Here is a 13799-nt window from a genome sequence, read left to right as displayed (position 1 = left end):
TATAATTTCATGCATGATGAACTGGATATTTCTCAAGTTAGCCAATTATCAGGTCTAGCGGCATCAACCTTACGTTATTATGAAGAAAAAGGGTTGATTAAACCGATTGGGCGCAAGGGGTTAAAACGGGTTTATCAAGGGAAAGATGTTATCACCCGCTTATCTTTAATTGCATTAGGGCAAGAAGCTAAATTTACACTCGACGAAATTGCTATCATGCTCAATCATAAGGATGGCCCGAATATTGAACGTGCGAGCTTACTTGAAAAAGCTGAAGAAATTGAGCAAACCATACAGGGGTTATTAGCCTTAAAAAAGGGTATTTTGCATATTGCGAACTGCCCTGAAGAAAATCACTTTTTATGCCCTAATTTTCAAAAAATTATGGAAAATAGCTTAAAATCGAAGCCATTAAAGAAAAGTCAGCGTTAAACATTATCCCACTATTGATAATAATCAATCCTATTTTTAAGCATAGAATGGGATTGATTCTCTGATTAAACTCCTAAGATTACCGTCACCATTTTAGGAAAGTTATGACTAACCATTTTCTTGCATTTGAGAAACCCATCGTTGAACTCAATGACAAAATTGAGGCACTTATTGCTTTCAAACAAAAAGGGCATCCTTCAGAAATAAAGTTAGAAGAAGAGATCTTGCTCTTGAAAAAAAAGAGTCATTCGCTGACGAAAACGATATTTGCATCTCTTGGGGCATGGGAAATTGTCCAGTTAGCGAGACATCCACTAAGGCCTTATCCCCTTGATTATATTTCATTGATATTTACTGAATTTCAAGAGCTAGCAGGTGACCGCGCTTTTGCTGATGATAAGGCGCTGGTGGGAGGGCTTGCTCGTTTGGATGGTAGGTCTGTTATGGTGCTGGGGCAACAAAAAGGGCGTACAACAAAAGAGAAAGTTATGCGTAATTTTGGTATGCCGTCGCCAGAAGGCTACCGTAAAGCACTCCGTTTAATGAAAATGGCAGAACGTTTCCATTTACCTGTTTTGGTATTTATTGATTCTGCTGGGGCTTACCCCGGTGTTGGCGCTGAAGAGCGCGGACAAGCTGAAGCCATTGCACGCAATATTATCGAAATGTCGCGCTTAAAAACGCCCATTATTTGTGTTATTACAGGTGAAGGTTGTTCTGGTGGTGCGTTAGGCATTGGTGTTGGCGATCGTATTAATATGTTGGAATACAGTACTTATGCAGCGATATCCCCGGAAGGTTGCGCTTCTATTTTGTGGAAAGATCCCCAAAAGGCACAAATTGCAGCGGAAGCAATGGGTATGACTGCTCCACGGTTAAAAGAGCTTGGTATTATCGATACCATTATTTCTGAGCCTTTGGGGGGAGCGCACCGTGACTATCAATTAGCTGCACAACAGTTAAAGCAACAGTTACTGACTGATTTAAATGAGCTAACTCAATTAGACACAGAAGTATTATTAGCGGAACGGTATCAAAAAATAATGGATTTTGGCTACTGCTAGTGCTATTAGTTCAGGTTAATAGAAAGTGAACTGTAGGGGTTAAATATGGCTGTTGACCTGAATCTATTGAAAGTGTTTATTGCTGTCGCGACTCAAGGAAGTTTTGCCAATGCAGCAAAGTTACTCTCAATGCCAACATCGAATGTGAGTCGTTATATTAAACAGCTGGAGCAACAACTTAATAGCCAATTAATTGAACGCACAACACGGCAAATGCGGTTGACCGAGACGGGAAACATTTTATTTGAGCAAAGTCAAAAGCTAGTCAGTGAATTAGAACAGGTTGTGGTGCAAATTTGTCATCCACAACAACTTACCGGAACGCTACGGCTAACTATCCCCAGTGAATTTGGTAGCCTACTATTCGCGGATTTATTAGCGAAGTTTGCATTACTACACCCACAATTAAATATTCACTGTGATACACAATTAATGCCTCAAGATGTTATTAGTGATGATATTGATTTATTACTCACATTTCACCGTGGTCACCTTGAGGACAGTAGCTATCACTCACGTTTAATCAAATCATGGCAAAGTGTTGTAGTTGCCGCTCCCCAATTAATTGAACAAGTAGGAAAACCGCATTCATATACGGACTTAGCTAATATGCCATGTATTTCAAGCTTGAGTGCATTGCAGGGGCAACCATGGATATTTATTGATTCAGAGGGATTACAGCAAAAAGTGATAGTTAACAGTAACTATCGCGTAAATAGTGGCATTCTAGCTCACGCTGCTGCAATGCACGGTGTTGGTTATGCCATCCTGGCATTAGAAGGGTGTGCCGAACAGATTACACAAAATAAATTAGTGCGAATAGAATTCGATGAGGTATCACCAGCCCCAATAGAACTTCGCGCGGTTTATGCGAGCCGTAGTGCATTATCACCGAAGATAGATGCTTTTTTACAATATTTGTTAGCAAACATTTAGTTATGCTAAGCGTGGGTCAACGTTAAAATCCAGTGGTTTAACCGTCTGTATGGCTTTTTGAAATTGCGGATGCAATGGGTTGAGTATTGCGTTGTATTCATAGGGAATAATACAAGAGGGAATTAACAATACTAAGCTATCTTGGTTATTAAGCCATGTAGTGCCAATATCCATAGTAGAGGTTGGCGCTGGGTCTTGCTGCCAATCCGTTGGAAGGTAGTCTAACGACAACTTCATAACGTACTTATCATTGATATCTATGGATAGTAAACTGAACTGGTTTAATAGTATGTCTTGATTGATGTGAACGAGTATTTCAAGGGTTGCTAATGAAATACTCGTCGATGTATAAACAGCAGGAGTCCCTTTATGATTCCACCGGCCACCGTACAACATAGCTCCTTGCCCCGACCATGCATCGTGAACAAAACTGGATTTCACCAATCGATATAAAATCATGAAAATACACCATGTTCAATGCGGCCAATTAAATCAATTACTTCAATAGCACCGCTTTCTGTCGCGATAAGCTCAATAGGGCGTAAGTGACCCAAGCCTTTCACTGGATGATTGAGCCAATCACTTGCTGCGTGTTTATCACCATTAAATAAACGCACTGCGGCATCAAATACCCGTACTAGACGTGCAATTCGTTCACTTTCATCTACATTTAGGGGCTGGCCAGCATTTTTACGACGAGCAATATTGCGTTCATTGATGCCAGATATTCGCAATAGTTCTGTTTTGCTCACCCCTGACCACTCTTGGATATTGTCTAAGACAGAGACAGACAGGCCTTGACGTAAATAGTGGGTCAATTCAATACCCCTTTCAGCGGGTAACCCGACATGGCGCCATAGTGGCTTAAAAGCAGAAGCTGCGGGTTGAAGTGGCGTTGTGGGGATATAGTTTCTCATTTGAACCTCCTGACATTTGTCATTTTTATTATAGACAAATGTCAGGAGGATGTAAAATAAACGAATAAAAAACGAGCAGGATACGGTTACTTATTACCACGTAGGCGAATTGTCAGGCCTTTTAGGAAGTAACGCAGCAATTGGTCTCCACATTCGCGGTAGTTTTTATGACCTGGTTTGCGAAATACAGCGTTAAGTTCAGGCTTAGATACACGAAAGTCAACAAGCTGATAAATTTCAATCATATCTGTATCTTTTAATTCAAAAGCCACGCGTAATTTTTTGAGCATAATATTGTTATTAAGGCGGCTATCAACTTCAGGTGCGGGATGGTTTTCATCTTTTCCACGACGGTGATAAATTAAACCGTTTAGAAAATGCCCCATGACATTATCGTTACATTCAACATATTCAGGCTCATTATCTTTTTTTAACCAAGCCACCATTTCTTCTTTTGTAACATCCAAATCTGCAAGTTTTACGATTTTAACCATTTGGGCGTCGCTTAAGTCCAACATATAGCGAACGCTGCGTAAAACATAATTATTAAGCATGGTATTGTATTATCCATTATCTATAAAAGTTAATTGGCTATTTATTGAGTAAGGCCAATAAAGTATTCACTATGACAATCAATGACAGGGTAAAATTGAAAAGGAATGTATTTTGAGAGGGGCATATTATGAGGGATTAACCAAGATAAAGCAAAGTGCTAAACGATGCTTTATCCTGAATAATAAGTTAACCGATGAAATAAATAAGGGAATAGAAAAATACTAAGGTAAGACCGACAGTTAACAGCATATTTTTCAATACTAAGGCAACAACGACACAGAATAACGCCCCCCATAAATAAGGATTATCTGGGAAGGAACGTAGCTCATGGTTTTCCAATAAGATAACAGGGGCACAAATTGCGGTTAATAAGCAAGGTGCTGAGTACCCTAACGCTTGACGAACTACAAGTGGGAGGCGTATTGGCAACTGTGGTATTAGAAAAATATAACGTAGAGTAAAAACAACCGCTGTTAAGGTAATAATTAAAAGCCAAATCATTTTTCTTCCTTCAATATACGTGAAACAGCCACTGATACAAACATCCCACCCACACCTGCGATAACAATAGCACTGCTAAAGGAGTACATTGAAAGTACGATAGCGACAACGAGCGAAAAGATAACGCCACAAAGCGTACTAATTTTTCTGGTTAATGGAACGACGATCGCGAGCAAAGTTGCAACCACAGAAAAGTCGAGATGTAAGCGGCTCAAATCGCCCACAATATTGGCCATGGCAATACCACAAAGGCTAGTAATTAACCAAACAAGATAAAAACTAAACCCAGCACCAAAGAGATAGGGAAAACTTAAACCCTGGCGTTTAGCAGCGCTAATCGCAAATAGTTCGTCAGTCAGCAAAAAGCCGATGCTAAGGCGCTGAGGCGTTGTAAAGTCTTTAACTTGGGGGCGCAAAGTCAGCCCATAGAGTAAGTGCTGGGAAGTAATAAAAAAAACAGAAATAACAATTGTGATATAGCCAGCACCCGAGTTAAGCAACCCAAGAGTGACTAACTGTGCTGCGCCTGCAAATACCATTGCAGACATCGCTACGCTTTGCCAGAAATCGAGACCAGTTTCAACTGCCATTGAACCCGCTAAAACTCCCCAAGGAATAACAGCGAGATTGAGAGGAGCGGTATGAACCGCGCCTGCCATCATCGCTTTTTGCCATTGATTACTTTGTTGTGACGCCATTTAAGCTAACCTTATTGTAGTTATGAGCACTTATATAATTTGATTGATTTTAAAATTAGTGGTGGGATATTTTAGTTTCATACAGGCTTTATCCGATTTTACTTCTAAATAGCACCGACTTTTATGTTATAACGCGAAACCTTAATCAAATCACTACTGCTATTTTTATTTGCTCCGTGGCATTAAATGCCACCTAAACTTTGAATTTTGGTGTTTATTGCTATTTGACTAGCTGTTTATAGCTAGCTTCTGATTAAGATGGTTATATTGGATTATTGTTTCGATTTAACCCTCCAATTCAATGGCGTTCATCTAGTATTTTGCATTTAATTGGTTTTATATCTTGTAATGTAATTATCAGGTAGTGATATCTTTTACAAGTCATATAAAGCCTGTATCATAATAACCATAAAGAAACAATGTGAATTTTTTGTTATAACTTTTATTGAGTTAGCGGGTTTCCTATGCTTGAAAATCTCGGTATTACAAATTTATGGACTTATCTTATCGGTGTTATTTTTATTACACTGGTACCAGGCCCTAATTCTTTATTTGTTTTAACTAGCAGTGCAAAATATGGTGTGAAAAATGGTTATAAAGCCGCATTAGGTGTCTTTACAGGAGATGCTATCCTCATTTTTCTCTCATTTTTAGGCGTTGCATCTTTAGTAAAAACATCACCTATCTTTTTTAGTGTTATAAAATACGCAGGGGCAGCTTATTTATTTTATTTAGGGATGAAAACCCTGTATAGCGTATTATATAAGAAAGAAAATACAGGTGATGTTGATTCAATTATCTTAGAAACCAAGGGTACCTATAAAAAAGCTGTTTTTTTAAGTTTACTAAATCCTAAGATGATCATTTTTTATGTTTCATTTTTTATCCAATTTATTGACCCAGCTTACCCAAGTGCAGGTGTGCCATTTTTTATCCTTGGCGTCATTTTAGAAGTCTGTAGCATGATTTATTTATCACTATTGATTTTTGGCGCGATTGCCGTAACGAATATGGTCAAACATAATAAAAAACTGTCTAAGTTCTCTAATAGCTGTATTGGTGCCGTATTCTTGATGTTTGGAGCAAAACTTGCACTAACCGCATAATGGTTTTATTAGAAATAGCTGGCCCATGGTTGGCTATTTTTTTACCTCTAACGTTTTATGACGGTTACTCCCTTAACATTCACCTATCTCTGCTCTGTGTCCTCCCAGTCCATTTGACGGTATAGTACTTATATGCTTGGCGAGTATAAATAGCTAATGTAGCGATAACATTTAAAGTAACAAGATAATACGCTAACCCTTTAATCTTTAATGGTTATATAGAAAGTGACTATGTAGCTTCTGTATTAGAAGTAAAATGAAAAAAGGAATGTGATGGAATGAGTGGGGAAATTAAACATTTTACAGCAACAGCAATGATCCGTAATGAGCATGGTGAGTTTTTATTACACGAACATCAAAAACTTGGTTTTTGGTTACCCCCAGGTGGCCATATTGAAGAGAATGAAGAACCACAACATGCGGTTTTTCGAGAAGTTCTTGAGGAAACAGGGCTAGAGTGCCAAGTGATTAGTTGCGGTTTCCCATTTGCCTCACAAGTGCATGATTCATCTCATACACAAGTACTACCGTTACCCATTGCTATTTTGAAAGAATTTATTGCGGATAAAAAGAGAGGAAATCATTGGCATATTGATATGATTTACTTATGTGAGCTATTACCCTCATCACAACTGCCTTTTGCTCCATTTGAATGGGTACCATTTGAGAAACTCGCCAAACTCAATATTCCTGAAGATGTCATTGAGCTGGCGAAAGTGGTTAATGAATACTATCGGTCGCAGGGTAAATAGCGATAATTTATGTGAATATAAGATTAATTTACATTAAAAAATAATAAAGATAATCCCAATAGAATGAGTAGCGCGCCAATTGTTCTATCCATAATAAATTGGTAGTTAAGAATTTTGTTACGTACTACTGGTGTTGCAAAGAAAATAGCAATTAGACTAAACCAAAGCCAATGAGCGAACGAAATAAATAGGCCATAACTCAAATTTAACCAAATTGAGTTCTGTGTACTGATCACTTGGCTATACACAGAAACGACAAAGAACATGGTTTTTGGATTTAATGCATTCGTTAAAAAACCATTTTTAAACGCATTTAAGGCAGATAATGGTTGTGAGTCGGTTTTGTCTGAGGATATTTTGACTTTATTGGTCAATGATTTAAACCCGATGTACACCAAATAAAATACACCAATAAGTTTAACGATTAAGAATAATGTTGGTGAACTCAAAATGACTAAAGTGATACCGAAAACGGTATAAAACACATGAACTTGCACACCTATAGCGATACCTAGCGCACACAGTAAGCCTGTTTTAATTCCATAGGTATAACTATTACGAGTTACCATAGCAAAGTCCGGCCCCGGACTAATGACAGCTAAAATGGTTATAGTCGCTACTGCAATAATTTCATTCATATTAATTTCCTAAAAGGTAATAAAAACAGACCAAAAATGTGTTTTTTTTGAAAAAGTTTGTTTATTTATTGTTTTTATTATCAATAGATTGAATAAAACTAAAAAGCGATTTATCCTGACACAAATCTGTCAGTTTTCGTTACCTATATATATATGAAACTACCACCATTAACGTCATTACGTTTTTTTGATACTGCGGCAAAAGCAGGCAGTTTTGTGCAAGCGGCACATGAGCTGAATGTGACTCACAGCGCAATTAGCCGACAAATTCGTTTATTAGAAGAATACCTTGGTGTTGAGTTATTCGAACGAAGGAACCGTGCTGTTTTTTTAACAGCGAACGGCCAGATATTGTTACAAACTACTAGTGCGATATTTGAGCAACTCAAAGAAGGGGTTGAAAAGATAAAAAACAGCGCATTTCCGGATGTTGTTAGCTTATCTTGTGAGCCAACCATTGCAATGAAATGGTTAATACCTCGACTTACGCATTTTTATCAGCAATATCCTCATATTACGGTACATTTAGTCGCGGCTGGTGGTGTCATTGATTTCACAAAAACGAATGTTGATTTAGCATTGAGGCGTAATGATTTTAAATGGAATGACAATCTTTTCGCGGTAAAAGTGTGTGCAGAACGAATGGGCGTTGTGGTTCGGCCTGAACTTGATTTTAAGAAAAACGTTAATCATATAGCACTGCTATCAACCACCTCTAGGCCTAATGCATGGGAAACTTGGCAAGGTATAAAAGAAATAGATCTTAAAAATAGTAAAACGATTACATATGAGCATTTTTACTTGTGTATTCAAGCGGCCTTAGCTGGGCAAGGGGCGGCTCTCGCGTCATTTTTGATGGTTGCCGACGAAATACAATCGAAACAATTAGCCGCGCCATATGGTTTTATTGAAGATAATTCAGCGTACTATTTATTGTCATCGAAACCTGTTGAGCAAGGTAGTGCAGCGGCTATTTTTACGCAGTGGCTAATTGAACAGGTGAATATCAGTATTGAAACTCTGATAGATAAAAGATAATTAGCTATCAAAAAAAGAAGGTTTGGTTATAAAGCCAGCGAGTCTTAATGAAAAATAAATAATTTATGCCATAACCTTTTCTTTGCATGCTATATTTCTCGGCTAGGTCTAGTGTTTTATGTCGGAGCAAATAATGAGCAAAATACGAGTCGGTGTTATTTTTGGTGGTCGATCAACAGAACATGAAGTTTCACTACAGTCCGCTAAAAATATTATCAATGGGTTAGATCGCAATAAATTTGATGTATGCCTTTTGGGGATTAATAAAGAAGGGCAATGGCATGAATATAACGAATCTGATTATTTATTGCATGGTGATGATCCCTCTCGTATTGTGTTAAATACGCCTAAGCGAGCCATCGCACTTGTTCCAGGTAAAACGAGCGAGCAATTTATTTCGTTAGAAGATGCCAAGCCATTGCCACAAATCGATGTTATTTTTCCTATTGTTCACGGTAACTTAGGCGAAGACGGCTCGCTGCAAGGGTTATTGCGCATGGCGAATTTGCCATTTGTAGGCCCAGGTGTTTTAGGCTCCTCTGCCTGCATGGATAAAGACGTTACCAAAAGACTACTTAGAGACGCAGGCTTAAATATTGCTCCATTTATAACAGTGCTCAAAAATGAACGTGCAACAACTGAATATGAAGCAACCGTGGCGCAATTAGGCTTACCGCTATTTATTAAACCGGCGAACCAAGGCTCGTCCGTTGGGATCAGTAAAGTCAGCACTGAATCGGAATTTAACGCGGCATTGGATTTTGCCTTCTTATTTGATATGAAAGTCCTTATTGAAAGCGCAGTAAAAGGGCGTGAAATTGAGTGCGCCGTATTGGGTAATGAAGAACCGCTTGCCAGCCCTTGTGGTGAAATCGTATTACACGACAGTTTCTATGCGTACCACACTAAATATATTGATGAAAATGGCGCTTCTGTCGTGGCTCCTGCACAATTAGATGATGCCGTGAGTGATAAAATACGTGAGATTGCCTTATCTGCGTACCGCGCACTAAATTGCAGTGGCATGTCCCGTGTAGATGTTTTCTTAACGGAAAACAATGATGTAGTCATCAATGAAATCAACACATTGCCTGGCTTTACAAATATCAGTATGTATCCAAAATTGTGGCAGCAAGGTGGTATGACATACCCGCAATTAATCAGCCGATTGATTGAGTTAGGAATTGAAAAATACCAACAAACTGCGATGTTAAAAACGGCATGTGATGAGCTTTAATCGCTGAGTAAAATACTGTCTCGGTGGTCTTTATGACTACCGAGATGTTTCTTTACCCTGAAACTTGAACTTTCATCTGCTGCAAAAATAAATTTGTTTCTTTTGGAGAAGTGAGCCGTACAAACTGAATATGGCGTAAATTGAGATTTGCCATATGACTTAGGTTTCTTTTCTTATTTGGATAGTAGGTCTTTAGCAGCCACAAAATTATCGAATCACGGCTGAAAAAAGCATTTTTCCAACATTCTTTATTGCCTGTATGTTCCCATAACTCCTGCCCAGAACGAATGCGTGATAATGTGCGCGTAATTGACTGATAAAGGGTTCGAGAAAAGGAGTAATCCAACCAGACCACCATATCAACCTCTTTCCATTTAATAGGTTGAGTCCGTGTATAGTTGCCATCAAGGACCCAGCCAGATCCCGCTTTATTTAATGCAGAGGTGAGTTTCTGGTTAAGCTCATCATCCGAAGAACCTTGCCAATTTGCTAGCCAATATAAGCTATCTAACTCAATAGAAGGGACATTTAATAACAAAGAAAGTTGCTGGCAAAGGGTACTTTTACCGCTGCCACTCGTGCCAATAATATTAATTTTCATATGTAAACATCAGACGGATTTTGTTATTAGGGTTGATTTGGAATGACTGAAAGTGGAACCATTGCCTGAGCAATAGTTCCAGATTAGATGCATCTACAAGTAACGGAATCGCTGTAAATTACTTGCACCAAACATAATTGATGTAGCGAAACAGTGGCTCAAAGCCAAATTTTTTATATAGGTCAAAACCTGCTTCAGATGCATCTAGGAAGCAGTGCTCTACGCCTTGCTGGCGGCAAAATGCAAGTGCGTAATCAATGAGTTGTGAAGCGTAACCATTACCTTGGTGGCTTGGCTCAGTCCCAATATCATCAAAACGGGCTAACGTTCCTTCAATCGTCACAGTCATTGAGGTCGCAGGCTCGCCATTGACGAGTAACACAAGGTGAAACTGAGGAGCGCCTTGCTGTAGTGCATCTTCATGATAACGCACATATTCCTGAATAACCTGGTCGTGTTCTTCAGACAGATAAAATGCAGAAACCAGCGGTTTTGCCCATAATGACAAATCGTGATTCGCTAAGACGATATCGACTTGGTTATCAGGCAGTTCAACTTCATTTTGCTTCGCTAAGGTTAATGCCATCGCAGTGGTGACGCTGTCACGTTTATAACCTAAAGATTCGGCTTCATTAACCACCTGCGGGAGCATCTCTTCGGGGATCACTAAGGTATGGTTTTTTTTCTGTGAAACAAACAGGTTGTGAGCCTGCATAAAGGCGTGACTGGTCGAGTCAGGCTGCAAATAAATGAAGTTAAACGCCGGCGAATTAAGGGGCGTTAAATAGCAAATTGTGTGTTGTGCAATCTGGATACTATGTTCACAAATAGATGTCCAAAACGTTTTTTCAATGGATTGGTAATGTCTTAAATAGTACAACGGAATATTCATTTGTCAGTTACCTGATGCAAAACGAGTTAATCGATATGGGCCAAGGGCAGCTTGTTCTATTCCATGCAAGATTTCATCTTGAGCCAATTGGCATATCAAAGGCGCTAGCGTGATCGCAGCGTGCATACTGATAATATATAAACCTTCGAAATCAGCAACTTTTCCGACAATTGGCATCTCATCTTTAGGCATAGGTCGCATTCCTATGAAAGCGTTTTCAAAATTTAACGTATGACTACCTATAAATGAATTTTTAATCGTTGTAAGGGCATTTTGTGCGATAGCCATCGCACAATGCTCGGGCTTTTCACTAATATAATCTTCAGCACAGAGTATTTTACCTGAACCTACCATTCGTAGCTCCATTTGTGGTGTCGAAATGATATGTTGAACCAATGTTTGTTCGATAGAATCATTTATATGCACAATGATGGAGGGGGAGGGAATAACAGGTAATTATTTATTATAAAAAACGTAATATAATGTCGTCGAAAGGCCCTTACAAAACATGATGAGTGTATGATGAAATTAAAAATCACTGCTTTGTTATTTTCAACTTATTCCCTAAGTGTATTTGCTCAGAATTTGCCTACAAATATGCAAACTCTTCACCTAGCGGGCAAAGAAATAAACTATTACTTAATCCAAAAGCAAGCAGAAAAATCAAAGGATTTATTAGTTTTATTACAGGGTTCTGATTGTAAAAGTGTTATTAATAATCCCAATATGTTGAAAAATTTCGGTGCTGTATTCCCTGATAATGATATTTTATTAGTTGAAAAAACAGGGCTAAACAGTCATGTGGGGACTAAAGATGAAGAAGCTTCGGAAGAAGAATGTCCTGTTGACTATATGTCGAAAGACTCGCCATTAGAACGCGCCAATAATTATATCGTGGTATTAAAACAATTGAAAAATGATTACCAACACATCGTGCTATTAGGCGGAAGTGAAGGTGCGTTGGTGACTAATTTAATTGTTGCTCAAGAAAACTTTATTACCGCATCCGTTGCATTGAATGTCGGCGGACAATATTTTATTAATGATGTTCTGTATAGTATTGAAAATAATACACCTAAAGAAGAGGTTGCAAACTCAAAAGAAGGTTTTAAACAATTTGCAGAGGCAGTAAAACAAAAACAATTAAATAACGACCAATTTGTCAGCGGCCATGGCTCAAGATGGTGGTATGAGATGCTCACCATTGACAATTTAGAACTTATCCAGTCAGTTAAAACACCACATTTGGTGATACAAACGATGGCGGATACCAATGTGGATGCTCATGGTACAGATAATATGATGAAAAAAATCCGTAATCCCCATGTTAGTTATCGAGCATATCAAGATTTAGACCATTTTTTCAAAGATAAAGATGGGCAATTGCAGACAGATCACATTGTGGCGGATATTCAAGATTGGTACCAAATGGTGACAAAATAAAGTGGATATATTAGTGGGTGACTCCCAACTATGATGTCACCCTGTACAATTATGTATCTTGGTTATTAAGATGCGTTCAATAAAATCACTCTGCAATATAACTGTAGTAATTAAATATAGGTTCAAAACCCAGCTTTTTATAAATAGACAAACCATCACTGGATGACTCTAATACACACTGTTTAATCCCTTGCTGATGGCAAAGGGATAGCGCATGTTTAATAAGTAAAGTCGCGAGCCCTTTACCTTGGTATTGAATATCAGTGCCAATATCATCAAGTCGAGCTGTTTGATTATTAAATGTCATAGTTAAGGTTGAAACTGGTTGCTGATCTGCAAATAAGACTAAGTGCACCATATTAGTTTGCTTATCAAGGGCTCTTTGATGGTACCGAATATACTCGTCGGTAACCGTTGAATCATCTTCATCTGTATCAGAATCGACAGGGAATGCCGTAATTAAAGGCTGAGCCCAATCTTTAAGTTGATTATTGCTAAACACTACCTGAAAACCAGAACTAAGCTGTGGTGGTGAATTGTATTGTGATAAAGCCTCTTGCGGCAAAATCATCGCGGTTGATTCACCATCTGCGACTAATCCGCGTGTTGCTATTTCCGTCTCAAATACTGAAAGCACCTGGTCATGAACAACCAATACATAAGGTTTAGCTTGCTGTTTGAATAACGCTTCGGCCTTTTCGTAATCTGAAATGAGGGCGCCTTGGTGGAGATAAATATAATTAAATATAGGTAATGGTAGCTCAGAAAAATAAGCGCTAGTTTGGTTGCTGATTTTCACCGCATTCGCACATATTGCAGACCAAAAATAGTGCTCTTGTTGATAGAACAAATTTTCATTGTTATCCATTATGTATACCTAATTTATTGTAGTAGATAATATTTTCGGGTTTGATTGTATACAAAATGAAATGATCTCTATAGTGGTCGTAAAATTGAAAGCACGAAAAGAACCATTTTATTGCAATTTA

At 38.4% G+C, this 13799-nt stretch carries 18 protein-coding genes; 8 read left to right on the top strand and 10 right to left on the bottom strand.

What is annotated here, in order from left to right; genetic code table 11:
• Positions 1-9 precede the first annotated feature (9 nt).
• The 3 genes from PSF42_RS06835 (at position 10) to PSF42_RS06825 (ending at position 2432) form a co-directional block, all read left to right on the top strand.
• Entirely contained in the window at positions 10-432 is a 423-nt protein-coding gene (locus tag PSF42_RS06835; RefSeq protein ID WP_272679698.1) for a helix-turn-helix domain-containing protein, read from the top strand.
• Between the two features lie 104 nt (positions 433-536).
• The gene (gene accA, locus PSF42_RS06830) at positions 537-1496 is read left to right on the top strand and encodes an acetyl-CoA carboxylase carboxyl transferase subunit alpha (RefSeq protein WP_125894486.1); all 960 of its coding nucleotides are present in this window, start codon (positions 537-539) and stop codon (positions 1494-1496) included.
• Positions 1497-1541: 45 nt separating this feature from the next.
• Positions 1542-2432 (top strand): LysR family transcriptional regulator, encoded by an 891-nt coding sequence (locus PSF42_RS06825; RefSeq protein ID WP_213912747.1) that lies wholly within the window; start codon positions 1542-1544, stop codon positions 2430-2432.
• On the opposite strand, the gene PSF42_RS06820 is transcribed toward PSF42_RS06825, so the two are convergent.
• The 5 genes from PSF42_RS06820 to PSF42_RS06800 form a co-directional block, all read right to left on the bottom strand.
• On the bottom strand, positions 2433-2891 hold the full coding sequence (locus tag PSF42_RS06820) for an RES family NAD+ phosphorylase (RefSeq protein ID WP_272679697.1): 459 nt from the start codon (positions 2889-2891) through the stop codon (positions 2433-2435). It lies immediately after the preceding gene.
• Positions 2888-3349 carry a type II RES/Xre toxin-antitoxin system antitoxin gene (gene parS, locus PSF42_RS06815; protein WP_125894492.1) on the bottom strand — a complete coding sequence of 154 codons (462 nt, stop codon included), beginning with the start codon at positions 3347-3349 and terminating at the stop codon, positions 2888-2890. The genes PSF42_RS06820 and parS overlap by 4 nt, the downstream gene beginning before the upstream one ends.
• 86 nt (positions 3350-3435) lie before the next feature.
• Complete coding sequence (locus tag PSF42_RS06810; protein ID WP_125894493.1) at positions 3436-3903, bottom strand: DUF1456 family protein; 468 nt, start codon at positions 3901-3903, stop codon at positions 3436-3438.
• A 187-nt stretch (positions 3904-4090) separates the two neighbouring features.
• Positions 4091-4405, bottom strand: coding sequence for an AzlD domain-containing protein (locus PSF42_RS06805; RefSeq protein ID WP_125894496.1), 315 nt, complete (start codon positions 4403-4405; stop codon positions 4091-4093).
• Positions 4402-5103 (bottom strand): AzlC family ABC transporter permease, encoded by a 702-nt coding sequence (locus PSF42_RS06800; RefSeq protein WP_272679696.1) that lies wholly within the window; start codon positions 5101-5103, stop codon positions 4402-4404. The genes PSF42_RS06805 and PSF42_RS06800 overlap by 4 nt, the downstream gene beginning before the upstream one ends.
• Positions 5104-5567: 464 nt before the next feature.
• On the opposite strand from PSF42_RS06800, the gene leuE reads away from it, so the two are divergent.
• Positions 5568-6209 (top strand): leucine efflux protein LeuE, encoded by a 642-nt coding sequence (gene leuE, locus PSF42_RS06795; RefSeq protein ID WP_125894689.1) that lies wholly within the window; start codon positions 5568-5570, stop codon positions 6207-6209.
• A gap of 278 nt (positions 6210-6487) precedes the next feature.
• Positions 6488-6961, top strand: a complete 474-nt coding sequence (locus tag PSF42_RS06790; protein WP_125894767.1) for an NUDIX hydrolase — start codon at positions 6488-6490, stop codon at positions 6959-6961.
• A gap of 23 nt (positions 6962-6984) precedes the next feature.
• Here PSF42_RS06790 and PSF42_RS06785 read toward each other — a convergent pair whose 3' ends face one another.
• Complete coding sequence (locus PSF42_RS06785) at positions 6985-7599, bottom strand: LysE family translocator (RefSeq protein ID WP_272679695.1); 615 nt, start codon at positions 7597-7599, stop codon at positions 6985-6987.
• Between the two features lie 153 nt (positions 7600-7752).
• On the opposite strand from PSF42_RS06785, the gene PSF42_RS06780 reads away from it, so the two are divergent.
• A complete protein-coding gene (locus PSF42_RS06780; RefSeq protein ID WP_125894693.1) occupies positions 7753-8637 on the top strand; it encodes a LysR substrate-binding domain-containing protein in 885 nt (294 codons plus the stop codon).
• A gap of 133 nt (positions 8638-8770) precedes the next feature.
• A complete protein-coding gene (gene ddlA / locus PSF42_RS06775; protein WP_272679694.1) occupies positions 8771-9874 on the top strand; it encodes a D-alanine--D-alanine ligase in 1104 nt (367 codons plus the stop codon).
• 52 nt (positions 9875-9926) lie between these two features.
• Here the strand turns inward: ddlA and PSF42_RS06770 are convergent, their stop codons facing one another.
• The 3 genes from PSF42_RS06770 to PSF42_RS06760 all read right to left on the bottom strand — a co-directional run bounded on the left by PSF42_RS06770 (position 9927) and on the right by PSF42_RS06760 (position 11721).
• Entirely contained in the window at positions 9927-10475 is a 549-nt protein-coding gene (locus PSF42_RS06770) for an adenylate kinase (protein ID WP_272679693.1), read from the bottom strand.
• Between the two features lie 118 nt (positions 10476-10593).
• Positions 10594-11367: a GNAT family N-acetyltransferase gene (locus PSF42_RS06765; protein WP_125894699.1), complete on the bottom strand. Its 774-nt coding sequence runs from the start codon at positions 11365-11367 to the stop codon at positions 10594-10596.
• Between the two features lie 3 nt (positions 11368-11370).
• Positions 11371-11721, bottom strand: a complete 351-nt coding sequence (locus tag PSF42_RS06760; protein WP_272679692.1) for a hypothetical protein — start codon at positions 11719-11721, stop codon at positions 11371-11373.
• A 165-nt stretch (positions 11722-11886) separates the two neighbouring features.
• Here PSF42_RS06760 and PSF42_RS06755 point away from each other — a divergent pair, with 165 nt between their 5' ends.
• Entirely contained in the window at positions 11887-12810 is a 924-nt protein-coding gene (locus tag PSF42_RS06755) for an alpha/beta hydrolase family protein (protein ID WP_272679691.1), read from the top strand.
• Between the two features lie 85 nt (positions 12811-12895).
• On the opposite strand, the gene PSF42_RS06750 is transcribed toward PSF42_RS06755, so the two are convergent.
• Positions 12896-13678: a GNAT family N-acetyltransferase gene (locus PSF42_RS06750; RefSeq protein ID WP_272679690.1), complete on the bottom strand. Its 783-nt coding sequence runs from the start codon at positions 13676-13678 to the stop codon at positions 12896-12898.
• Positions 13679-13799: the final 121 nt, after the last annotated feature.

The sequence above is a fragment of the Providencia sp. PROV032 genome (assembly GCF_028484875.1).
GTDB lineage: Bacteria > Pseudomonadota > Gammaproteobacteria > Enterobacterales > Enterobacteriaceae > Providencia > Providencia rettgeri_E.
Note: the sequence above shows the minus strand (reverse complement) of the source record. Positions and strands in the feature narration are given on the sequence as shown.

Coding starts and splice junctions, on each gene's coding strand:
- PSF42_RS06835 (WP_272679698.1), top strand. CDS start 10: ATGCATGATGAACTGGATATTTCTCAAGTTAGCCAATTATCAGGTCTA.
- accA (WP_125894486.1), top strand. CDS start 537: ATGACTAACCATTTTCTTGCATTTGAGAAACCCATCGTTGAACTCAAT.
- PSF42_RS06825 (WP_213912747.1), top strand. CDS start 1,542: ATGGCTGTTGACCTGAATCTATTGAAAGTGTTTATTGCTGTCGCGACT.
- PSF42_RS06820 (WP_272679697.1), bottom strand. CDS start 2,891: ATGATTTTATATCGATTGGTGAAATCCAGTTTTGTTCACGATGCATGG.
- parS (WP_125894492.1), bottom strand. CDS start 3,349: ATGAGAAACTATATCCCCACAACGCCACTTCAACCCGCAGCTTCTGCT.
- PSF42_RS06810 (WP_125894493.1), bottom strand. CDS start 3,903: ATGCTTAATAATTATGTTTTACGCAGCGTTCGCTATATGTTGGACTTA.
- PSF42_RS06805 (WP_125894496.1), bottom strand. CDS start 4,405: ATGATTTGGCTTTTAATTATTACCTTAACAGCGGTTGTTTTTACTCTA.
- PSF42_RS06800 (WP_272679696.1), bottom strand. CDS start 5,103: ATGGCGTCACAACAAAGTAATCAATGGCAAAAAGCGATGATGGCAGGC.
- leuE (WP_125894689.1), top strand. CDS start 5,568: ATGCTTGAAAATCTCGGTATTACAAATTTATGGACTTATCTTATCGGT.
- PSF42_RS06790 (WP_125894767.1), top strand. CDS start 6,488: ATGAGTGGGGAAATTAAACATTTTACAGCAACAGCAATGATCCGTAAT.
- PSF42_RS06785 (WP_272679695.1), bottom strand. CDS start 7,599: ATGAATGAAATTATTGCAGTAGCGACTATAACCATTTTAGCTGTCATT.
- PSF42_RS06780 (WP_125894693.1), top strand. CDS start 7,753: ATGAAACTACCACCATTAACGTCATTACGTTTTTTTGATACTGCGGCA.
- ddlA (WP_272679694.1), top strand. CDS start 8,771: ATGAGCAAAATACGAGTCGGTGTTATTTTTGGTGGTCGATCAACAGAA.
- PSF42_RS06770 (WP_272679693.1), bottom strand. CDS start 10,475: ATGAAAATTAATATTATTGGCACGAGTGGCAGCGGTAAAAGTACCCTT.
- PSF42_RS06765 (WP_125894699.1), bottom strand. CDS start 11,367: ATGAATATTCCGTTGTACTATTTAAGACATTACCAATCCATTGAAAAA.
- PSF42_RS06760 (WP_272679692.1), bottom strand. CDS start 11,721: ATGGTAGGTTCAGGTAAAATACTCTGTGCTGAAGATTATATTAGTGAA.
- PSF42_RS06755 (WP_272679691.1), top strand. CDS start 11,887: ATGATGAAATTAAAAATCACTGCTTTGTTATTTTCAACTTATTCCCTA.
- PSF42_RS06750 (WP_272679690.1), bottom strand. CDS start 13,678: ATGGATAACAATGAAAATTTGTTCTATCAACAAGAGCACTATTTTTGG.